At 51.4% G+C, this 23,210-nt stretch carries 16 protein-coding genes; 2 read left to right on the top strand and 14 right to left on the bottom strand.

Annotation, left to right across the window (positions count from 1 at the left end; translation table 11 throughout):
• Nucleotides 1-20 precede the first annotated feature (20 nt).
• Nucleotides 21-650, bottom strand: coding sequence for a chromate transporter (locus I8J30_RS24525; RefSeq protein WP_210662650.1), 630 nt, complete (start codon nt 648-650; stop codon nt 21-23).
• 214 nt (nt 651-864) lie between these two features.
• Here I8J30_RS24525 and I8J30_RS24530 point away from each other — a divergent pair, with 214 nt between their 5' ends.
• On the top strand, nt 865-2,022 hold the full coding sequence (locus tag I8J30_RS24530; protein WP_210662652.1) for an ROK family protein: 1,158 nt from the start codon (nt 865-867) through the stop codon (nt 2,020-2,022).
• A gap of 110 nt (nt 2,023-2,132) precedes the next feature.
• On the opposite strand, the gene I8J30_RS24535 is transcribed toward I8J30_RS24530, so the two are convergent.
• Nucleotides 2,133-5,480 (bottom strand): DUF5107 domain-containing protein, encoded by a 3,348-nt coding sequence (locus I8J30_RS24535; protein WP_240548347.1) that lies wholly within the window; start codon nt 5,478-5,480, stop codon nt 2,133-2,135.
• A 192-nt stretch (nt 5,481-5,672) separates the two neighbouring features.
• On the opposite strand from I8J30_RS24535, the gene I8J30_RS24540 reads away from it, so the two are divergent.
• On the top strand, nt 5,673-6,557 hold the full coding sequence (locus I8J30_RS24540) for an AraC family transcriptional regulator (protein ID WP_210662654.1): 885 nt from the start codon (nt 5,673-5,675) through the stop codon (nt 6,555-6,557).
• Nucleotides 6,558-6,606: 49 nt separating this feature from the next.
• Here the strand turns inward: I8J30_RS24540 and I8J30_RS24545 are convergent, their stop codons facing one another.
• The 12 genes from I8J30_RS24545 to I8J30_RS24600 form a co-directional block, all read right to left on the bottom strand.
• On the bottom strand, nt 6,607-7,527 hold the full coding sequence (locus tag I8J30_RS24545) for an aldose epimerase family protein (protein ID WP_210662655.1): 921 nt from the start codon (nt 7,525-7,527) through the stop codon (nt 6,607-6,609).
• 6 nt (nt 7,528-7,533) lie between these two features.
• Nucleotides 7,534-9,654: an alpha-galactosidase gene (locus I8J30_RS24550; protein WP_210662658.1), complete on the bottom strand. Its 2,121-nt coding sequence runs from the start codon at nt 9,652-9,654 to the stop codon at nt 7,534-7,536.
• Nucleotides 9,655-9,684: 30 nt separating this feature from the next.
• Nucleotides 9,685-12,438: a discoidin domain-containing protein gene (locus I8J30_RS34085; protein ID WP_210662660.1), complete on the bottom strand. Its 2,754-nt coding sequence runs from the start codon at nt 12,436-12,438 to the stop codon at nt 9,685-9,687.
• A 27-nt stretch (nt 12,439-12,465) separates the two neighbouring features.
• Nucleotides 12,466-12,783: a hypothetical protein gene (locus tag I8J30_RS24560; RefSeq protein ID WP_210662662.1), complete on the bottom strand. Its 318-nt coding sequence runs from the start codon at nt 12,781-12,783 to the stop codon at nt 12,466-12,468.
• A 33-nt stretch (nt 12,784-12,816) separates the two neighbouring features.
• Nucleotides 12,817-13,635 carry a carbohydrate ABC transporter permease gene (locus I8J30_RS24565; RefSeq protein WP_240548348.1) on the bottom strand — a complete coding sequence of 273 codons (819 nt, stop codon included), beginning with the start codon at nt 13,633-13,635 and terminating at the stop codon, nt 12,817-12,819.
• A complete protein-coding gene (locus tag I8J30_RS24570; protein WP_091212304.1) occupies nt 13,635-14,513 on the bottom strand; it encodes a carbohydrate ABC transporter permease in 879 nt (292 codons plus the stop codon). The genes I8J30_RS24565 and I8J30_RS24570 overlap by 1 nt, the downstream gene beginning before the upstream one ends.
• 63 nt (nt 14,514-14,576) lie before the next feature.
• Entirely contained in the window at nt 14,577-15,965 is a 1,389-nt protein-coding gene (locus I8J30_RS24575) for an ABC transporter substrate-binding protein (RefSeq protein WP_210662664.1), read from the bottom strand.
• 108 nt (nt 15,966-16,073) lie between these two features.
• On the bottom strand, nt 16,074-17,675 hold the full coding sequence (locus I8J30_RS24580; protein WP_210662666.1) for a response regulator: 1,602 nt from the start codon (nt 17,673-17,675) through the stop codon (nt 16,074-16,076).
• Entirely contained in the window at nt 17,668-19,458 is a 1,791-nt protein-coding gene (locus tag I8J30_RS24585; RefSeq protein ID WP_210662667.1) for a sensor histidine kinase, read from the bottom strand. Before I8J30_RS24585 ends, I8J30_RS24580 begins: the two co-directional genes overlap by 8 nt.
• Nucleotides 19,459-19,691: 233 nt before the next feature.
• A complete protein-coding gene (locus I8J30_RS24590; protein WP_210662669.1) occupies nt 19,692-21,299 on the bottom strand; it encodes a type 2 periplasmic-binding domain-containing protein in 1,608 nt (535 codons plus the stop codon).
• Nucleotides 21,300-21,320: 21 nt separating this feature from the next.
• Nucleotides 21,321-22,211 (bottom strand): carbohydrate ABC transporter permease, encoded by an 891-nt coding sequence (locus tag I8J30_RS24595; RefSeq protein ID WP_210662672.1) that lies wholly within the window; start codon nt 22,209-22,211, stop codon nt 21,321-21,323.
• Nucleotides 22,212-22,225: 14 nt separating this feature from the next.
• Complete coding sequence (locus I8J30_RS24600) at nt 22,226-23,035, bottom strand: ABC transporter permease (protein ID WP_240548349.1); 810 nt, start codon at nt 23,033-23,035, stop codon at nt 22,226-22,228.
• Between the last annotated feature and the right edge of the window lie 175 nt (nt 23,036-23,210).

The raw sequence follows: 23,210 nt of genomic DNA on the forward strand, positions 1-23,210 counted from the left end.
CTGCGAATCCCCTCCGTCACTTAAATATAGTATTCCGGATAAGCAAGCCCTTGCGTCGTCTTCGCTTCATCCTTCTCCGTGTTTGCTTGAAAGCCCAGCTTCTGCTTGGTCATCACGACGACGATCCCGACAACGATTCCGCCCAGCATGACAACGATCTGGTTGATCGAAGTAAACAACAGCAGCAACAGAGCCGCAGCTGAGACCAGCTTCGTCGTGCGGTCGAACAAGGCGGTCTTCGCCATCTTGTAAGCTGCCAGCATAATTAAGGCGATGACCGCCCCATGAATCCCCTTGAGTGCCGCGGCCACCTTCACTTGATACTCGAATAGCGAATAGCACATGCTTAACACACAGACAATGACGAACGTTGGCATCGTAATGCCTGCAACGGCCGCTACAGCGCCGGGAATTCCTCCTACGCGGTAGCCGATAAACGCCGCTGCATTGATACCGACGCCCCCCGGGGCTGATCCCGCAATCGTAATGACACTCCCCATCTCGGACTGTGCCAGCCAGCCGCGCTTCGTGATCACTTCCTTCTCGATGACCGGTATCATGGCGTATCCTCCGCCGAACGTGGAAGGACCTATTTGGAAGAACACCCCGAACACCCGGAATAGGAGCAGCAATTTGTCTTTTATCATCATGAAACCTCCCGAAACCGTATCGACTTTCTATATTATACACACTTTTTTTCATTTTGGAATAAAGTTATTCTATTCGTATTCATCAGCTCTGCTTATATGCCATGGCCCCGTCAATTCTCGCTCATTCTGCCGGAAGTGAGTTGTATCTCTCATTCACATGGGCTAAGATTGCTTTAATAAAGGTTAAATTCAATAGGGTAAGTTGGGATAATAGATGGAAGCACCGCACGCCAAGCTGGAGACCAAAAAAAAGCTTTATCAACATATCGCCAATCAAGGCATCGTCTCGAAGATCGATCTGCTTGCTTCTTTCACGATCACGACCAGCACGATGAACCGACTGCTGGAGGATCTTCTCGCGGACGGGCTTATTCAAGAATCCGGACGGGGTTCTTCTACGGGTGGCAGGAAACCGATCTTATTTGAAATCAACCCTCATTATGGCTATATCATCGGACTCGAAATATCGCGATTCTATTCCTCCCTCGGCCTATACGATATGCAGCTGAACGCCAAGTCGCAGGTAAGATGGCGCATGGACGAAGACATGACTCCGGGCAGGTTCGTCTCGCATGTCGCTCAACAAATCCGGGCGCTGTTGAAGGACCACGATCTCACGCAAGACCGGATCATCAGCATCGGCATCGGCGCGGTCGGCCCGCTTGACCGAGAACGCAACATGATCTTGAAGCCGCTTCACTTTCGTGCCCAAGGCTGGTCTGATGTCCCCATCTGCCAACTGATCGAAGAGGCATGCGGAATTCCGGCTATCCTTGATAACGGCGCCAATACGGCGCTCATCGGGGAGCATTGGGCCCTGCGCCAAGAGCAGCCGCAGCATATGCTCTACGTGCACGCGGGCGTCAGTCTGCGATCGGCCATGATGTCCCAAGGACGCATCATTCACGGTTCGGTCGACATGGAAGGGTCCATCGGTCAAATGATCATTCAGAAAGATGGCCCACGTTTGCAGGATACAGGGAACTACGGCGCTTTAGAGGCTTTCGTCTCCGTCCTCGCGCTTGAGAAGCAAGCGCAGGCCCACGACAATCTAAGGGGAGCCAGCTATGATACGCTGCTGAGGGAATTATCGCGAAATAATCCGGTCGTACAGAAGCTATTTCTTGATGCAGCCACAAACCTCGGGATCGGATTAGCGAATCTCATTAACTCGTTTCACCCCGAAACCATTATTCTCGGCGGGGTTTTGATCAGCTCGCATGAGAGCTTCTACTCCACCGCCATCGAAACCGCGATCGCAAATACGTACTATTATCCGGAATATACGCCTGTTTTCTCCAAGGGGGCGTTGAAGGAAGATGCCGTCGCAGCAGGCGCGGCGCTGATGGCAAGGGAGCATTTCACATTTTGACGGCAGCTTGAAAGACATCATAAGATCATTCATGCAAGAGATGAAATCAACAAAAAGTCCTGATCAATCAAGGGTTACTTGATTATCAGGACTTTTTGTAGTGATGTGGTTTATACGATCGTTTGAGCATGGAAGGAATGAAGGTAGGCACCGAGATGATTCACGTCAAGCCGCAGAACTGCAGCAAGCTCTTCGGCTGCTTCTTTGGCGCTTCCGAGTCCCGTCAAGCCCAGTCCTCGCATGTACCGGCAGTGAATTTCGTTCCTGACGTTCAAATCGTCCTCGAAGACGAGGAAATCCGGCAGCGAAATCGCGAAATAATCGATTTTGACGTCGTCGAACACATGCTTCTCAGCATAATCGATCAGCTTGTAGAACCGTCTTTTGGCTTCCTTGCCGTTACCGAGCTTCAGCCAAGCCAAGCCTTGATAATAGATCATATCCGGCGGCTGATCGTTGTAAAACATCGCGCTTGCCGGTTCCTCGAGTCCGACCGATGCGGCATGGAATGCAGCTCGGGCTTCTTCCGCTTGACCTAATGCCGCATAAGCACAGCCCAGATAATAGTAAACATTGTTTTCTTGCGCTCCCGTGAGTTTGCCTTCGCCTAGATTTTCGGGATAGAAGAGTGCTTTCTTCAGCCAAACAATCGCTTCGTCATAATTCTCTTCGGACAAGCATGCTTTTGCCATTTCTACGTGAGCGAGCACGTATTGACCTGTCGCTTTCCCTTCCCCGCCTTCCCACGGATGGAACTGACGCGCTGCGAGAAGTTCAACTGCGCGCCGGTGGCGGCCAAGGCGATTGTGAAGCGTGACATACTCCAAGTAGAGATCGTCTCTGCGCTCCACGAGATGTACGTGTGCGGATAACCGAGCGAGTCGGTCTTCCGGAGAAATACCGATTTTTCTATACAACTGATCCAGCTCATAGAAGACCCTTGCATCATCTTGATTGCAAGCAAAAGCCCGTTCCAATGCTTGGCGGGCCTTATCCTTGTCGCCAAGTTTATTGTAGAAAGCAAGCGCCAAGTTCCGGCTCACGGTCGGGAAGGAAGAGTCGATCGACAGAGACGTCTCCCAATGAGCAATCGCTTTGTCCGCGACTTTCTTGTCGTAGTACAAGTTGCCCAAGTAATAGTGCGCTTTGGCATCTCGCTGCCCATTGCTCGCAGCGAATGTTAACACCGTTAGGTCGAACAACGTGTTCGGGAAACAATAGTCCGGGGATGCCGCTCCTCCGGCTTGCAGATGCTTGAGCGACACCTCCGGTTGACCCATCCGGCCATACAAATAGCCAAGCGTGTAATGGATCATGGGATACGTACTGTCCGAACTGCTGTCTGCTATCATATTCAATATTTCAATAGCCTCGGCATATAGCCCTGCGTCGGCATAGTCAGAAGCTAATGACAAGTGGTTATGCGCGTCCGCTCTCAACAAGAAGAGGAACTCCTCATACACCGATTCCGCTTTCTCGATATCCCCTGCCATTTCCAAGGCCAGTCTCAGTTCGTTGTACGCACCGAAGTCAGCGATGTCCAGTCGGAGCGTTTCGCTGCCGAACGCAATCGCTTCCTCCTGTCGACCGAGCTTGCGAAGCAGTGCAGCCTTCACATTTCTTGCTTTGTAATTACGCGAGTTACGGACGAGCGAACGTTCGACCAGCTCCAATGCCTCGGACAGCCGTCCTTGCTCGGTCGCGATTTGCGCTAAGGAAAAGTAGCCGCTGTCTTGCCAGGCTGCCGACCATACGGATTTGTAAAAGGCCGCGAACGCTTCTTCTTGCCTGCCTTGAAGCTTTAATGAAACGCCCAACTGATAGTAAGCTTCGCCGTCATAAGGATTCGGATTGCGCCAAGTCAAACTCTTAATCGCTACGCGGAAGTGACGCTCGCTTTCTTCCAACAGTCCTTTGCGAAGCAGCAGCGTTCCGTATGCGACGTTGATTCGGATATCACTAGGATCCCGCTTCAGTCCTTCGAGGTAATAGGCTTCCGGCTCGAAAGTCGCATGCCGGTATTGCTCCAGGTGAAGCCCTGCCAAATACAGCTGCTCGTTAGTCATCAGCTCCTGCGGCTCCGGCAAAGGCTTCGCCGCCTCGGGCATTTCTTCGATTTGCGGTTTCTTAGGCGTGTAGCTCACAAGCTGCACACCGGACCCATCCTTCACCGACAACGTTAGCTCGTGCGCCTTAACGCCTGAAGCCAGACGAACTTCGGCTTGAAAGCCCTGCAGCGGAGTGAGTGTCAATTTCTCGCAGTAATACGTTTGGCCATTGCCCGAAAGCGCCACAGTTGCGCCTTCCACTAGGGATGTTGTGTAGACGTAGATAGCAGCCAAGGCAAGGTTCTCGTCGACTTCCAAGTTTACCGCGGCTTCGGTCGTCGCGTTTTTGACGACTCCGATATCTTTGTAGGGCATGAAGTATTGCTTAAAGGACTTCTCTTCGTATGGCTGCAGCCACGTAAAATCGGGTTGGTTGTCCGTGTAAACGCCGGTCATCAGCTCGATGTACGGCCCGTCTTCATCGGTTAAATTGCGGTCCCACGCTTGCCCGAATTCCCCATTGCCCCATGTCCATTGTTTTTTGCCCGGCGAAATATGATGATTCGCGACGTGCAGCAAGCCCGCTTTCAGCGCGTGATCGTAGCCTCCAACGAAGTTGTAGTCGGATTTGTACGCCATGTAAGAGGTTGGGACAGGAATGTTCTTGTAACGGGAGATGTCGACGCCTTCGGAATAGTCCATTTTGTAATACGTGCCGGTGGCGATTGGAAATTTGGACACGTCGCGTTTGCCATGGTCGTATACGGCGTTCACGTCCGGCGGAAACACCGATTGCGTATGATCGTTGACCGCAACCGCGGGGTTTGCCCACCACAGGAACGTTTGCGGTTCCGGCGTACGGTTGTAGAGCTGTGCAGCGATTTCCAGATACGCTTTGTCCGGATACAGCGTGAACCCCGCCGTCACTTTCGTTCCGTACATGCGGTCGATCTCGCTCACCCATACGGTGGCGCTGCCGTCTTCATTTTCCTCCAAACGGCATTCAACCGGGCCGTACGTGTTTGGACGATGATGCTGCGGCCAATTGAACTCGATGCCTCCCGAAATCCACGGTCCTGCCAAACCGACGAGCGCCGGCTTGATCACCTGGTTATAGTAAACGAAGTCGTAATTGTTCGTGCGATCGACCGCGCGATAGATCCGGCCTCCGAGCTCCGGCATGATTTCGATGCGCAAATAATCGTTTTCCAAGATGACGACGCGATAAGGATGCGGCTTTTTCTCGTCCTCTATTTTATCGATAACGGGATGGGGGTACACTTTGCCGGAACTGCCCTGATACACGCGCTTTTCCAGAAACATTGGATTTTTGTCGGGTTTTCCTACAGCATACGTAGGAATGTCGACGATCTCTTCCCAGACGCGGGAACGTCCAATCTGCTGAGTCAATTGCAGTCACTCCCTATTAAAGTTTGAAATCTACTACCTACTTTAACGAACGGCGTTGATTAGAACAATTGAACATCAACGGATTATGATGGACTATATTCTGATTTATCGGTATTGCATACCACATTGACCCTGTATACAATAGCAGTTATAACACCCTTGAGAAACGAAGGGATTTGATCCTATCACGCTATGAAAAAAATGGAAGGGTTTCGAGAACAGCGTCTTTTCGTCCTCCCGGAGTATATGCAGCGCGAGCTTGCCGGAACCGAGCTGACCCGGCAACTGTTCGTTAGCGATATCGGTTTTTTTCCGCATGCCAAGCACCACTACAGGGAGCGGACGGAAGGCGCGGACGCCCATATCTTCATCTATTGCATCGACGGTCATGGGATCGTGGAAATAAACGACGGCGAGCCGCTCAGCATCGGGCCTGGCAGCCTTGTCGCGATTCCGGCGGGCATGCCTCACCGCTACTGGGCTTCCGAACAGGAACCCTGGAGTATTTATTGGTTCCATTTGAAGGGAGAACACGCGCGAGAATTGACCCGACTGTATGGGCTCGACGAGCATAAGACCATTTCACTCCCTCACTCGATTGTTGCTGATTTCGTCTCCAGCATCGAGCAGTCGCTTGCGATCATCTCGGACAGGCCCTATTCGATTCACTCTCACGTTTACGTCTCGCAGACCATGCGATGGATATTGAGCGGCGTTGGCCAAGAACTCCTGCATGCAAGCCAGGATCATAAGCGGGACCAGTATTTGGAGAAAGCGATGCGGTATATGAACGAACACGTGGGGACTACCGTGCGGCTCCCCGAGCTTGCCAGATCCGCCGGCATTTCGACGCAGCATTTGATCCACCTCTTCAACAAGGAAACCGGTTTCTCGCCCATCGATTATTTCCTGCGCATGAAGATGCAGCATGCCGCGAGCATGCTCGATTTAACCAACTTAACCGTGCGGGAGATCGCCGTCTCCGTCGGTCTTGCCGACCCCTATTATTTCTCCCGCATCTTCAAGAAGCTCATGGGCTACTCGCCTACCGAATATCGAAAAATCCCTAAAGGCTAGCTGCGCAAGAAAGCCCCGGATGAATGATCATCCGGGGCCGTTCATCTTCTCATTCCCGCCAATCCCCATGTCCAAGGAGGATGTCGACGGACCAGCTATAACTTTCGCCTTCTCGCAAACGGACTGACGTGCCATTACGCTCCGCCCGCTCCAACGAGTCGTAATAGCCAATGCCGGGCTCCAATGCAATGGTAGTCCGATCGTTGAATTTACCTTGGTCGATCCAGACTCCGAAGTGGGGTACGGTATCCTTCGGAACGGATACGATCATATAGGCGTGGCTATTCATGCCAAGCAGTCCTGACCAGCCCTCCGGAACGGCCCCGTTATAATAAAATTTGGTGCCCTCGCCCGTCGTTTCCGGCCCATAAGCCCAGACATCAGGGATCATAAAATCGCGGTCCGCCTTGCCGTAAATGCAATTCATCTCGCGCACCGATGGTGGCGTAAGAATCCGCGTCGGTTCATCCACGGCAAATTGGGGATGCGCAACCCATAGAAAAGAAAACGGCGCTCCGCCGAGATGCTGAACGGTATAATTCAGCCTTAGTCGCCGCTCGCCGGGAAGTGACAGCGTCCTCGTCAGCCGGTAAGGAAGCTGTCTCCCCTCTACAGTGCAACCCAGCGCATCCCCGCTCACCTCCGCCTGCCATGGAAGTGCCCATACTTCGCCATGATCGGGAAGATTCAGACTACCGTCCTCCCCCGCTGAGCAAGCATCTATGGTCGGAAAACATTCATCCCATCCGCTCATATCGCCATCGCAGAAATTCGATCCGTAATCCAGCTTCTGCATAGGTCGGTCCCCCGCATCGAGCAGCCATTCCTTCCCCGTTGGTTTATAGAGGAGCGAGACGATCTTCCCCCCGAGCTCAGGGATGGTCTCAACTCGAACGGATTCATTTTCGGCTACGAGCGAGAGGCATCCTCTATAGCTGCTTTCGTAGATTTGCGCACCACGGATTGGCATCGGTCATCATCTCCACTGCTGAATTCGCTTTAAGTGAATCATTTGGCTCTGGCAATCACCCTTAAATCCTAATGCCACGCCAATCCGCATCAGGAAGCTGCCATGAAGCGCAACCGTCCGGTCGTCTCCGGCATCGACCTCATATATGGCTTCCGGATCAAGGCCCTGCAGAGCAAGCCGGCGTTCCCATGCCCCAAAATGCTGCGCGTTCTGGAAAGCAAACACCACGGATTCTTGCCCGTCTGTGGTTATGTACTGGCATGCCGCAACGTTCGAATGGCGCAATGACGATAAGCGATATAACTCGCCATGCATCGTAATCGATCGGATGCGTTTGTACTGCTCCACATAGCCCTTCGCTTCGGCCAGTTCTTCTTCCGACCAGCGGTCGATGTTCGCGCCTATGCCGAGACCGCCCATCATGGCGCTATGGAACCGGAAGGAAAGCGGAAGCCTTCTTCCGTTCATGCCGTGTGGAGACTCCGTTACCCAGCACATCATGACGGACGGGTCGTACGCGTAGGTGAAGCCTTCCTGAATATGCAACCGGTCGAGCGCGTCCGTATTGTCGCTGATCCAGGCTTGATCCGCATAACGCAATATACCAAGATCAATTCGTGCGCCGCCGCCCGCGCATGTCTCGAACTCGACGTACGGGAACCGCCTGCGAAGCTCGCCCCATATATCATACAGATTGTTCACATGGCGAATCCAGTCCGAATGCTCCCTTTGCTGCCGCTCATGCGCGATTCCCGGCTCGGTCACCGTTCGGTTCATATCCCATTTAATGAAGGAGATATCGTAGGTATCGAGTAAATCCGTCATGAAATCGAGGACGAACTGTTTGACTTCCGGCAGCCCGAGGTTCAGCAGCAATTGATTCCGAAGCTGAGAACCGGTACGCGTCGGGAACTGGTATACCCATTCCGGATGAGCGCGGTACAAATCACTGTCCGGATTGACCGATTCGGGCTCTACCCAGATCCCGAAATCCATGCCGAGCGATTTGACCTCGTCGATCAACTCATTCAAGCCGTTCGGGAACTTCTGCGGATTCACCTGCCAATCGCCTAGTCCTGCCCGGTCGCTGCTCCGTGCGCCGAACCAGCCGTCGTCGACGACGAACAGCTCGACGCCGACTGTCGCCGCTTTGCGCGCCAACGCTTTCTGATCCTGCACGTTGACCGCGAATTCAGTCGCTTCCCACGAATTGTAGAGCACCTTGCGTTCTCGCGAGCCAGGTAGAATCGCTGCTTTCTGATAGCGGTGAAGCTTGCGGCTCATCTCGCCGAAACCATTCTCGGAGAAACCGCCCGCAAAGACGGGGGACGTAAAGGATTCGCCCGGCGCAAGCGTGAAGCTGCCGTCGAAATCATGGATTCCGCCGGTTATCCTGAGGTGTCCGAAGGTCGTTTTTTCCGCGACGATTTTCCAATTGCCGCTCCAGCCGAGCGCGCCGAACCATACATCGCCGTTCGTTTCGCCGGCTGTCCCGTCGTCGATCGCAAACCAAGGGTTCGCGTGAGGCCCCGTAAACCCTCTTCTGGACTCCAGCACTTTCTTTCCCTCGGACAGCACGTTCGTACGCAATTGATACTCGCCTGCCCACCGTCCCGTGACATGCGTCAAACGGCATGCGGGGAGGGCAAGCAGCGACCAGACGGCGGACATCACTTGCTCGATGCGAACGGACGAAGCCTCGCCGTTTATTACCGTTATATGTCGCTCGACCAGATCGAATTCGGGAAACACGTTGTAATGCAGATTCACTTGGAGGTCGTAGTAGTTGTCTGCCAAATGAACGATCAGTTCCTCTGGCTTGTCGATCGAGTAGCCTTCATATCGAAGCTTCAGATCGCGCACGCCGTCGCCGAACGTAACTTTCAATGCCGGCTCCGCGTACAAGAGGCCGCCCCATCCCCCGTACTCTTCCGATTCGCGGTCTACCGCCGCATCGAAGGAGCTGTGATGCTTCGTTCGAAGCAAGTCGGCGCAATCCCCGGCATGCACCGGAGACCCCCAATAGAGATGCTGCACGGTTCCGCTGTCGTTGATGCCGAACAGATAGGATGACCGTGCGGTACGGATGGCGAAAATACGGTCTTCTTCCAAATAGCCGATCGGCACAGCGATCACTCCTCTAAGGTGTAATTTATTTTATTGATAGATCGTGAAAATCAGATCCGTATCCGTCTGAGGCGACCAGGTTTGCCCTCCGTCGCCGGAATACTGAGCGATCCCGCCGGCATAAACGTCGCCGCTATAGGCAAAGCCGTATTTGTTATCCGTGGATCCGTCATCCAGCGAATTCGGCGACCGCAGGATAAATGCGAACTTCTTCGTCGTATCGAGTCCGCTCAGTCTCGGGTAAATCGAGTACGGCTGCGGGGAGCCCATGAGATTGTAAGGCGGAACGGCAGCGGTAAACAGCTTCTTCGCCGGCTTCATGTCGGAATCGAGCTCCACGATGTCGATATACAGATTGTCTTCCGGCACTTTGCTGACGTAGCTTTCGTAGTAATACACGTCCATCTTCGGCAGAGATCCGCTCGTTAGCGCGAAGGTTTGCATTCTCTGCGTTTGCCCGCGGATATCCGAATAGCTCCAGAACGATCCGTTGCTGTTGTCCTGCGCGATGACGGAACCGGTATTCCCCGGAATGTTGTACGCTTCGATTTCGTTCACGGAGTCGAGCCAGTGACTGGTCTTCATATCAAGCCTGATTTTCGAAGTCGTGACCGTCTTGAAATCCAGTTCTCTCCGGTCTCCGAGCGTCAGCCCTTTGGTCAAGTCGACGTACTGCGATGTGGACTCATCCCAATACTGGAGCGCATAAGACCATGTTTCATATTCCTGCTTACCGTAACCGTACTCGCTGACAACAACGCGGTTGACGCTCGTCGGAGCGCCGAAGTTGATCTCGAGCCACTGATTGCTAAAATCATTATTCGCTGGCCAGCCTGCGCTCCAACGGGTTGAAAGATTGCCGTCAATGACGTTCGAGGCTTCGTAGCCTGCCCCGTAGGATGAGGATGCCGAAGCTGTAACCCCTGCACCTAGCGCCAAGTTGACGGGTGCTCCCGGGTTGCTGCGCGAGCCTTTACCCGAGATGCGAATCATAACGGATTCGCCGGGTCTTAACGTGCGTGAATAACTGCCGGTATACGTACCCAGCGTCGTCTGGCTGTACAGCTCGGAGAGCGTGTACGCCTTGTCCGCGCTGAGATGCAGCTCCTTGAATGAAACAGCCGCCGGCTTGCTGTTGTTCATATCCCAATTGGACATGCCGACGATGACGTCCCCATTCTTATCGTTCAGATACAGAGTCTCCGGCGAATGCTCGCCTTTCAAATAGAAGTTCGTCATGCTAAGCGGTCTTGCCGCTTTGCCTAAATCCGCAACGTCCAGCAGCGCCTTGTTCATGACGAGCCTCTTCATTCGGTCCTCCGAAATGAACGGAACGTCGTCGCCAATCAGCAAATGGCCGCCGCCCATCACGATCGCGGTCGTTAGCAGCGTTGCTTGATTCAACGTGCTCTTCCCATAAACGCCTTGCACGATATTTTCGGGCATCGACATGTCCGCATCGTTGTAAGGATATAACGTGCCATTGGTCCACCATGAAGCTGCCGCATTGAACGCTTGACGCTCGATGCCGGAATAACGGATGCCTGCGCCGTCATCGAGACCGATGACCGTGTCGCAGCCGGTTCTTCTGCCGTGTGCATAGCCCGAAGGCAGCAGAGGCGCGATCGATTCGTCGATGAAGATCTTCTGCCGCGCGCCGATCAGCGCATCCCGCATGATCTTCATTCCGATCCGGTAGGCCTGTATCCCGTTCTTGCTCTTGTCGTAGAAGCTGCCTTCATACATGCCGAAATCAATAAAGTCCAGTTTGACGTAGTCGAAGCCCGGCTCGACATGATAGGTATTCATCAGCCACTTCAAATAGACTTGTCCGCCCGGATGCGTCGCATCGACAATCGGCGTGTTCAGATAGGACATGATCGGATTGCCGTTCGTATCCTTCAGCGCGATATCGCCGAACGTATAGTTCGTCGTCGGTACAAGATCGGTCAGCTTATTCCAGATCGCAAAAGGCGCTTCATAGGAACCGGCTTTCATGCCTTTGCCATGTACATAAGTAACGTAATCCTTCAAATTCCGGATTTGCTCCTGCCCCTTGACTCCCTGGTAGCTGGCATCCAAGTTCATGTAAGTGTAGCCAAGCGACTTCAGATGCGCGACGAAGTAATCCGTCATCGCATGCATCGCGCCCTCTGTGGCGTACTGGCTGTAGAAGTTGTACCAGGTGTTGTAGCCCCTCGGTACGTCGCCTTTCCACTGCAGCATCGGCTCTTGGACGGCGTACGCTTCCCCGAAAGTCTCGAGGCCCGTCTCATAATCATCGAAATATCCAATGAAGAATGCATCCGACGACACCGTAGTGCCGCTCTGCTGTCCGCCGGCATTGTAGACGGAGAAGCCGGTCAGCGGGCCGTTCGGTGCCGTCGCCTGGCCTAGATGCTGCATGCTTTTCCAAGTTTTCGTCGTAGCCGCTCCGGCAATGATGCCATTCTTCGCCGCATTATCAAATACCGCCGCAACCCAGTAGCTTGTTCCGTTGAACGCGCTCCACTGATCCTCTACGCCGTAGGGGCGGTCATAGCCGTTCTGGCTTTTGCCGAAATCGTCGACGGGCGCTACGCCGAAATCATAGTTATTCGTATAAGGCGTTGTATAGATCCGTTTGTCCGTGCCCGAACCGATATCCAGATTGTCGGCTGCAATCGGCTCCAGCACGTCGATCGTTTGGCTTGCCGCGCTGCTCACCGTCATGTCGGACAGAAAATATGGCTGGTCCTCGTACATCGTCAGCCGCAGCGTGATGGTCGAGCCGGAATCGAGCACGCTCTTGATCGTAATTCGCTCGCCGTGCTAGCCATATCCGTCATTGCCGATTGCCTCCCACTTCGCCGAACGCTTGCCGGGATCGTAGGAATGAATGCGGGAACTTGTCCCGTACAGCTGATAATCGGAATAGAAATTCGAGATCAGCGTTGTACTGCCTTGCTTGAAGCTGCCGCGCCCCGTCGACAAATCATACGTGAGCGAAATCGAGCCGTTGCCCGCGGTTACGACAGATCCCGTCTGTCCTACGGATACTTTGGTCGGTTTAGCCTCCGCAACGTTAATAGGTCCAATCATCGTAACTATGAGCAGCAAAACGAACAATCCTTGAATGCTTCGTTTCATTCTGTACGTCCCTCCCATAATGATGATTCTTCTCTACCCTTTAATGGCGCCTGCTGCGATGCCCTTAATAATAAATTTCTGCATGAAAAGGAAAAACACGATAATCGGAATAAGCCCCATTACGGCATAAGCGAATGCCAAATTCAAATCGCTGCTGTACTGTCCGAAGAAGTAATACTGCTGCAGCGGAATGGTGCGATACGCCTTATCCTGCAGATACAGCAGCGGAAGCAGGAAGTCGTTCCAAATATACAGCGCGTTCAGCACGACGACGGTAGCGGTGACCGGCTTGAGCAGCGGAAGTACGATGCGGGCAAATATGCCCGGTGTCGAACAACCGTCGATCCGCGCCGCTTCCTCGATCTCAAGCGAGATGCCCCGAATGAAGCCCGCATAGAACAGCACCCCCATCTGAACGCCGAAGCCGCCGTAAATCAAAGCGATTCCCCAGTGCGTATCGATCATATGGGCCATCTTGCCCATCTTATACAGCGGAAGCATGATGACCTGGAACGGAACCATCAACCCGGAAAGAAACAGGACATAGATGAATTTATAGATGGGTTTATTCCGCCGGGCGATAGAGTACCCTGCAAGCGCGGACACGAATATGATCAGCGCGACGGAAATGAGGTTCACCCACAGGCTGTTTCGGATCGCGGACGGATACTTCGACGTTTTCCAGGCATGCACGAAATTATCCAGATGCAAAGTCGACGGCAGCGCATAGAAGGAGTCGAAGGTTTCCTTCGCGGATTTCAGCGCCATGAGCAGCGCAACGTAGAGCGGAAAAACGAATATAAGGGCCAGCAAGGCAATCAGCGTAAGGACGATCGCGTGCGTCAGTTTCATTACATATCCACCTCCCGCCTTCTAAATATAGCCAGCTGCACGATGGTGACGATGACGAGAATGAGGAAGAACAGCATCGACAATGCCGTACCGTACCCCGCTTTAGCGGAGTTGAATGAGACGTTGTAAATAAACGTCGAGATCACCTCGGTCGAGAAAGCCGGACCGCCGCCGGTCGTCAAGAAGACGAGATCGAACACTTTGAGCGAGCCTGTCAGCACGAGCAGCAAATTAATCGTGACCGATGGCGCCAGCAGCGGCAGCGTAATATGACGGAAAGCGCCGAACGCGCCGGCGCCGTCGATCCGCGCGCTTTCGGTCAGCTCTCCCGGAATGCCTTGCAAACCGGCGATATAGATAATCATCGGAGAGCCGATCCCTTGCCACAGCGAGATGACGATGAGCGCCGTCATCGCATGATCCGGATTGCCGAGCGGACTTGTCATATCGATGCCGAAATAGCTGAGCAGCTTCGGCAGGCCGTTACTGTAGTTGTAGCTCCAAATATAAGCCGACAGCACCGTGGAGATCGCAACGGGCAAGAAGAAGATCGTGCGGAACACCTTTCTGAATTTCAAATAAGAGTCTAGCAATACGGCAAGCAGCAGCGACACGAGATTCACAAGCAGCGTTACCAATATCGCGTACTTGAACGTGTTGCGAAGCGCCGCCCACAGGTCAGGATCGCGCAATGCCTGCGCGTAGTTATCCCAGCCGATATATTTCGCGGTAGGTGCGACGCCGTCCCAATCCGTGAACGAATATTTCGCGCCAATGACTAACGGGACGATCACCGCAAACGCAAACAGACACAACCCCGGGAGTATAAACAGCACATACCACATCTCGCTGCGGATCGATCGCTTTAAGCTATTCATAGACGATTTCCTTTCCTATAGGTAACGGCATAGGCGCCGCCTATGCCGTCATCTGAGATTCCATTATTTATGGTTCTTGGACACCCAGTCATCCAGTGCGGAAATGACTTGCTCCGGCGTCTCTTTCTTAAAGAACATTTTCTGTAGATGCTGGATGAGCTGACCGGTCCAGTCGATCGTCGTTTTCGACATGTAGGCTTGCGAGTTGTACAGCTGGCCGTTATCGAAGTAAGGCTTCAGATCGTTCAAAGCCGGCGCGATGTCGGTCGTTGCGCCTTTTACGTAGCTCAGCGTGTTCGTATTCTTAACCCAAGCGTCTCCGCCTTCTTTGCTCGCCATGAAAGCAAGGAATTTCATCGCCGCGTCTTTGTGCTGGGATTTGCTGCCGAGCGCAAGCGAAGCATCCGGATTAAACTCCAATTTGTTCAAGCTTTCATCGTTGCTGAACGGGTAAGGGAAGTAGCCGATGCCGGTATTGTACAAGTCCGGATTTTTCTTCTGAATATCCGCAAGCGGCCAAGTGCCCATGTACATCATGCCGACATCGCCTTTGGCGAACAGGTCGACGACGTCGTTGTAACCGAGGCCGAGCTGGTCCTTGTTGCCGAGATCGAATATTTGCTGGGCATGATCGAGCGTGGTTTGCATCGCCGGATTGTCGGCGAATTTGGAGCCGCCCGTCTCCAGCTTGTCGAAGAAGTCAGGCTTGTTTGCGGCAAGCGCCGTGTTACTCGGCAAATCGCGGCCGATCCACATGCCGAGCGGCCAGCCATCCTTCCAGCCGAGCGCGAACGGCGTTTTGCCCGCCGATTTAATCTTCTTCGCATTCTCGATCATGGCATCGAACGTTCTCGGCACTTCAAGATTCAATTCATTGTATATATTCTTGTTATAGAATACGGCAATCGGTCCGGCGTTCAGCGGCATAATGTAGTTCTTCCCGTCCGTCGCCTGCGAAGTCAGCACGTCCGCATCGAAATTGTTCAGGAATTCCTGCCCGCTCAAATCCTCCACGTAACCGCCGTCCACAAACAATTTCGCCTGCGCGCCGGCGTTCAACGTGAACACGTCCAGGATGTCTCCGCCTGCCAATTTCGTTTTCAGAATGGTGTAATAGTCGTCATATTTCACGGGCTGAACATCGACTTTGATAGTCGGATTAGCCGCTTCGAACTGATCGACGATTTTCTGAATGCCGTCCGTCACGTCGCTCTTGAAGTGCATGAACGAAATCGTTACCGGTTCCGCGCTCGCTTCCGCTGCATTAGTCGACGAGGTGTCGTTCGAAGCCGCATTGGAAGTGTTCTCCGTTGATGACGTATTCGAGGCTGTATTCGATGATGCATTTGAAGATGTGTTCGCGGATGACGTCGCATCATTGTTCGCGTTGCCGCATGCCGCCAGAGAAAGCATCGCGATGATGGCGCTCAGACCGACCAAACTCTTTTTCATTTTCCAGTCCCCTTTTCCTGTATTGTCCGAGGACGATCGTTTCGTCCATGAGTCTATCTTATCGGTCGGCCACTTTTCACGTAATGAATTAATTTGTGTTTGCAATGTTCAATATTTTGTTATTTCCGCAGCTCCAATCGATCCATCCCGGTATTCCGAAGGCGTCTGCCCGGTAAACCGCTTGAATACTTGGCTGAAATATCGCTGATTCTCGTAACCGACCAGCTCGGATATTTCGTTGATTTTGCATGCGGACGATTTCAACAGCTCGCAAGCCTTCTCCATTCGTTTGCGCGTGACGTATTCGGTGAAGTTCTCGCGCGTGATGCTCTTGAACAGCTTGCTCAAATAAGCGGCATCCATGTGGAACCGCGCCGCGACGTCGATGAGACTGAGATCCTCAAAATAATGCTCATCCAGGAACAGAGCGATTTCGCGAACCGAGCGAACGTTCTCCGCCTCGCCGACGCCGGCACAATGGGCTTCAATGGCTTGAGTAAGCAGGCTGAGGAACGACTGCAGCTCCTTCTCATCCAAGATGCGAGACACTTCGTCAGCATTGGGCAATACGGACTGCGTTGCCTCGATTCCCTTCAATTCGGACAGCGATAACTCTATCATCTGCCTCAAATCGCGTTGGATCTGGCGAATGGTGACATTGGGCTGCCGGCCAACTTTCTCGCAGTAATCGTTCAACAGCCGCTTGAAGTCTTTCGGATTATGGGCTCCGATCGCTTGCCTCATCGATTTCAAATCGAAGGAGCCCAGCAGCTCGACCGGCTGGATCGCTCCCGTGCTTTCAGCAGACGAGAATGCGAATGACTCCCCCAGCAGACGATTATTTCGGAGCGCATCGCCCGCCGCATGATACGCGGCAGGCAGCTCTTCGAGCCTTGTATAAGCACGGCTAAGCCCAGCTACCACGCCGACGAGCAGCATTTCACTGACAGCTTCATGATAGTCAATCAATAGCTGCCGAGCCCGTTGTTCATCATAGGAAGCAGTCGGGAAGAGCAGGCAAATGCGCGTACGGTCATCCGATTTATAGACATGCAGCTTGTCCTCCCGCATCACTTCGTACAGAATATTCTCCAGACTGAATAAGAACAGATCCGCGTTACCGTGAAATTTAGTTCGGGATACCTCGCTGAACTGCCGAAACATGCACACCGCAACCCGATAACCGCCGTCCACGGCGATGCCGAGCTCTCCCGCTTCCCGCTGTATATCCGCCGTGTTCGTAATCCGATGGCTTGTAACGGTTTGCAGAAAGGTCTCCCGCTTAAGAAGCCGAACCTCCTGATTGAACCGCATTTGCTGCTGAATGCTCATGTAGGTGTTACAAGCTTGGATCGCCTTATTGAGTGCTTGCTCGAGATCCGTTACCGATACCGGTTTGAGCACATATTCGCATGCTTGATACGTGACGGCCGCCTTCATATATTCGAACTGCGAATACCCGCTAATCACGATTACCTTGATTTCGCCGAACCGTTCATGAAGCGCTTCCAAAAATTGCCCGCCGTCCAATACCGGCATATTCATGTCGGTCACGACGATATGCGGCCTTCGGATCGGGATAAGCGCAAGCGCCTCTTCGCCGTGCCTCGCTTCCGCGATGACCTCGACGTCCAGAGCAAGCCCGCTGATCATTTTGCTGATCGATTTACGGCTCCACGGCTCATCGTCCACTACCATAACCTTATACATGCAGCATACCTCTATTCCTGTAGGGGATCGTTACAATCACTTCCGTACCTTCGCCTTCGTTGCTATCGATTCTGAGCCCGTAATCGGATCCGTAGTACATGCGAATTCTCTCGTTCACGTTTTTCAACCCGATCGATATGCCGCTGAATACTTCGGTGTTTTTATGCTCCAGAACCGCTCTAAGCCGAGCCAGTTGCTCGGCGTCTATACCGGGACCGTTATCCCGCACCTTAATGATGGCCCGATCCGATTGCTGCATCGCCGTGATTTGCAGATGAAGCTGCCTGTCCTCGGTTTTACCCAGTACATGGACAATCGCATTCTCTACAATGGGTTGAAGGACGAACCGGATGACGCTGCAGTCAAGCAGCGCATGCTCCACATCGAACTCGGTTACGAGCGATTCTTCGAAACGAAGCTGCTGAATATATAAATAATTTTTCAGGTGCACCATTTCCAGACCGATTGTGGACTCGCTGTTTCCTTCATAGAAGTTGTAACGGAACAGATCACCCAGCGCCCTGCACATTTCATGGATGTCATATTCCCCGATTAAGACGGCTTTGCCGCCGATGGTTTGAAGGGTATTGTATAGAAAATGCGGATTGATTTGCATCTGCAGCGCCATGATTTGCGCTTCCTTGTTGCGAATGAGCAGCTGATATTCCTGCTCGATCAATTCTTGAATCTTGTTTGTCATGAAATTAAAGTTTCTCGTCAATTCGGACAGATCGTCGCGCCATGGGCTCGGCTTAAGCGTGACATGGAAATCCCCTTTACGGACGGCCCGCATAGCCTTGCTTAGCGACTGAACGGGCCGCGTAATAAACTGCTGCGCCATCGATGAGAATAACGCGATTACGAGCATAACGAGGGCAAATGCTCCTACCGTCAGCAGCAGCGTAATTTTACGATTCTCCGCGAGCTCGCTGCTCGAATACAGAAGCGTTAGCCCGACGTTGCCGTTGTCAAGCGCGGACGTGCTGATCAGCGCTTGACGGCGGTCCGTGAATCGAAGCTCGCGTTTGCCGTAAGAGGCAACGTTATCGGAGCGCTTGTAGGTTTGGACCGCTTCACTGAATTGATCGTTCGTGCGATAGAAGATTTCGCCTTGATCGTTCTGAAGGACGATATTGTTCGGGGATCGATTGTAGGTTTCGATCTGCTTCACGAAATCTCTCATCCTCGTATAAAAAACTAATGTACCGTATTTATTTCGATAGAAGGGGTCATAAATCGTGATCGCATAAACGAAAAACCGTTCCCCCTGCTCCTTGTCCAAATAAGTGAACATCAGGGCATGCTGAAACGGCAAATCCAGCAATTGATCGGCATGGGGAACGGAAGCATCGAGTCGAATCGAATCGTAGCTGGCCGCTCTTAACCATGAATCCCTCAGCTTATTGTCCTGCCCGTACATCATAATCTTGATCACGTCTTTATTCTTGCTCTGAACGAGGCGATAGTAGTTATCGAGCGCGTCTTTGGTTTGAAAGATATCGGCATTGTTGTAGTTGGCGCCGTTACGCATAAAATTGACCAGTTGGTTGAAGCCATAGACTTGCAAAGCAGACGAAGAGAAGCTGCGGAAAAACTGATCCAGGTCATTGGACAAATATTCGGCGTTCTGGTCGGCGCTCCTGACCATCGTGCGCTCTAGCGAAAGCGAGCTGGCCCTGTAGAACAGGAAGGAAAGAATGAGCATCGGGATAAGGGAGATGAACACGCTGCTCAAGACGAGTTTGGTACGTATGCTCCGGTTGATAAACAGCCACTTGATCATTCGGGTCTCCTTCATTAGGCAGGTATAGGCAAGCGCTGCATGTGCTCAATATGATCTAATCTATTTTACCATCGCGATTCGGCCGCACAAGAAAAGAAAACGTGTTCTTTATGTTAAAAAATTTGTGAAGGCGAAAGCTGCCTTCCCCAAATTTAACGATGCAGGCGGGAAAAATGAGACAAAAAAGCTGCCGAATTGGTTCGGCAGCTTTTCTCTGTTTCTTCCTTAGCACATTATCTTGCAGCAGCTTCCTCTTCGAGCACTTTACCGCCAGCATCTCTCCAGTTTTCTACGAAGGTGTCGAAATACTCGATCGGCTGCTTTCCTGTAATGATATCGACGTATGCCTCTGATCTGATTTTATCGAGCTCTGCTCCATATTTAGGCTGGGATGGGAGAGGTAGAATAACCTCATTCATAATACCATCACTTTGGAGCGTTCCGAGAGACATGCCCCAAGCATACTCGCGGTTGACTTTCCCAATGATAGATGGCATCCAGATCGCATTATTGAATGTAGCGCCTCCGCCGATTTTCACGATTTCATTCCAGTCGGAGAACGAGCCAATCGCTTCAGGAAGTCCGTCCTTCAAATTGTAGTTTACGCCTTCTTTACCATAACGCGTATGCATGTAACCTTCATACGTAGCTGAGCTGTATTCCAGGATACTTAAAATACGGGCCATTTTCTCAGGATCCTTCTCCACTTGCTTGCCCATAACAATAAATCTGCCTTGAAGCGCGTTTCTAAGCTCTAAACCTCTTTTACCATCCGGACCCGCAACAGGCTTACCGTAGACCAGCTTATCTACCGCATCCGGAAGTGTTTTTCTCATTTCCATAATGTTCGAGCCTTCGCGATCACCAGCGGATTGAGCCGGTTTCCAGTAGAGGTATTCCGGGTAACTGGTTACTCCAATCATGCCGTTTACAAAATCGGTTGCGATTGACCAGTCTCCGCCTTTGTTTTCTCCATCCGCATTTACGAATTCAGGCGTAAGAACGCCGTCTTTATACCATTTGGCCAAAACTTTCAATGCTTCTTTCATTTCCGGCTGGACAGCACCATACACCAGCTTTCCGTCTTTGCGTGTCCATGCCGTCGGGAGATAGCCATATGCGCCATATACGGTTTGCATCATCGATGTAGACAACCCATACGTGTCTTTCTTCCCGTTCTTGTCCGGATCATTGTTCGTGAACTTATACATGGCATCTTCAAATTCCGCCAATGTATCCGGCTCTTTTGTAAGGCCTACATTTTCAAGCCAATCCCCTCTCCAAACCACAAGCGGTCTGAAATTACCGCTTTCCGGGTTAGGGACAACAAGACCATAGTTTTTATCATCCGATTTCGTCAGGTCCAAATACGAAGACACTTCGGTTTGATAGGCGTCGTATAGAGCCGGAGCATCCTTTTGAATCGTATCATAGGGGATTTCACTAATAATTTCATCATCTATGTATTTTTGATATTTTGAGAAGCCTAGCGGGAATACATCGGGCACTTCACCGGCAGCGATCTTGACATCGAACGCAGCCGCATCGCCGACGTCTACCATCGTAAGATTCACATTGAATTTCTCTTCAATTTCTTTGACAATCTCGCCCTCGTTATCAACCGGGCCTGTCCAACCTACCCAAGAGATATCAAGCTTTTTGTCAAAGTTCGATGCTGCAGCAGAGTCATTCGCTGCATTTGACTTGGAATCATTTCCTGCAGATTGCTCACCGTTCAATGCGTTGTTCGATGAATTGGAGCTACATGCTGTGAACGATGCGAGCATAGCGGTGCATAGAACAAGTACCATACTCTTTCTCAAGCTGAATAGATTCTTCATTGTCTTGCCTCCCCATTTTTTTTATCCCTTCAAAGAACCAACCATAATCCCTTTAACGAAATATTTCTGTAAAAAAGGATATATGGCGATGACGGGCAGCGATGTGATCATGATGGTAGCAGCCTTGATCGTTGTTGGATTAACGCTACCAGCAAGAGTAGTTGTGGTTGACCCGGCCTCCAAATTCACATCGCCTTTTTGAATAATGTTTCGCATGACAACTTGCAAAACCTGATTCTCTGGCGATGTCGAATACAGCATCGAGTCAAACCATGCATTCCAATGGCCTACGATGGACCAAAGTGCAACTGTAGCAAGGATAGGAGTAATCATCGGCGCGATAATTCGAAATAGGATTGTAAACTCATTTGCGCCATCGATTTTAGCGGACTCCTCAATGCTCTCAGGAAGTGAACTGATATAATTTCGAATCAGGATCATGGAGAATGCGGGAACCAAATTCGGAAGAACCAACGCCCATATGGTGTTCATCAGATGCAGCTCTCTCATTAAGATGTAGTTAGGAATCAGCCCTCCGCCAAAAAACATCGTAAACACAACAATTCCGGTCCAAAAATTTCTGAAGGGCAGATTTTTTTTAGTAAGCGGATATGCAGTAATCAGACAAAAGAATAGTTCCAGAGAAGTCCCAAGGACAACGCGCAAGGTCGAATTTACAAACCCCGTTTTGATGTAGCTATAGCTCAGTACACTTTTGAAATTATCAAATGACAGCTCAGGAGGAATAAAGTGTATTTTGGTAAGCGAGATATTGCCTGCGCTTAATGAGAGCGACAGGAGATACATGAAGGGATAGATTGTCGTAAAACAAAGTAGAATCATGAAAATGACATTCAAAGAATCAAAGACATGCTCGCCAAAACTTTTCTTTATCCGGCTAGAACTATTCATCTCGTTCACTTCCCTTACCAGATTCCATTATCGCTGTATCTTTTTGCAAAGAAATTAGCCGACAACACCAACACCAGCGAAACAATATTGGTGAAGAGACCAACGGCAGTTGCAAAGCTGTAATCCATGCTTTCTATCCCATTCCGGTACGCATAGGTCCCCAGAACATCGCCTACCTTATAAACAGCCGGAGAATAAAGATTGAAAATCTGATCAAAATCGTCAGCGACTATGCCGCCTACAGCAAAAATAAACATGATCGTTACGATTGGCATGATCGCCGGAAAAGTAATGTATCTGGCAAGCTGGAAGCGATTGCAACCATCAAGGTTTCCTGCCTCATACAGCTCGGAGTTAACCCCTGCGATCGCAGCAAGATAGATGATGGAGCTCCACCCGACGCTCTTCCAGATTGAAGTAACGACCAGCGTTCCTACAAACCATGCATTATCGCCTAAGAAATAAATAGGTTTCATCCCAAGCTCTCTCAGCAGAATGTTCAACGGACCGGACGTTGGCGATAGTAATTGAAGGAACAAGCCTCCAAGTATGACCCACGAAACAAAATGCGGCAGATAACTGATCGTTTGGACCGCTTTCTTGAATTTCACCATTCTTAGCTCGTTTAATAGCAAGGCAAAAATAATGGGAACCGGGAAGCCGAAAATAAGCTTATAGGTACTGATTTTTATCGTATTCGTAAAAACTTCAAGGAAGCTTGGGCGACTGAACAGATCGTAGAAATGCTTCAAACCTACCCATTCACTTCCGGTGATTCCTTTGTTGAATTTAAAATCTCTGAATGCAATCTGAATACCATACATGGGTCCGTATCTGAAAATCAGAAAGAAGATAATACCAGGTAAAAGCATCAGCAATAAATTTTTGTGTTTGATGCATTCTGTAATCACCCTGCTTTTATTGAGAGCGGCCTCTCCGGTTACAGATTTCAAGCTGATCATCCATCCTTTCCAAAACCCAAATATGCCTAAAATGAAA

It is taken from the genome of Paenibacillus lignilyticus (assembly GCF_017942085.1).
In the GTDB taxonomy this organism is placed as follows: Bacteria; Bacillota; Bacilli; order Paenibacillales; family Paenibacillaceae; genus Paenibacillus_Z; species Paenibacillus_Z lignilyticus.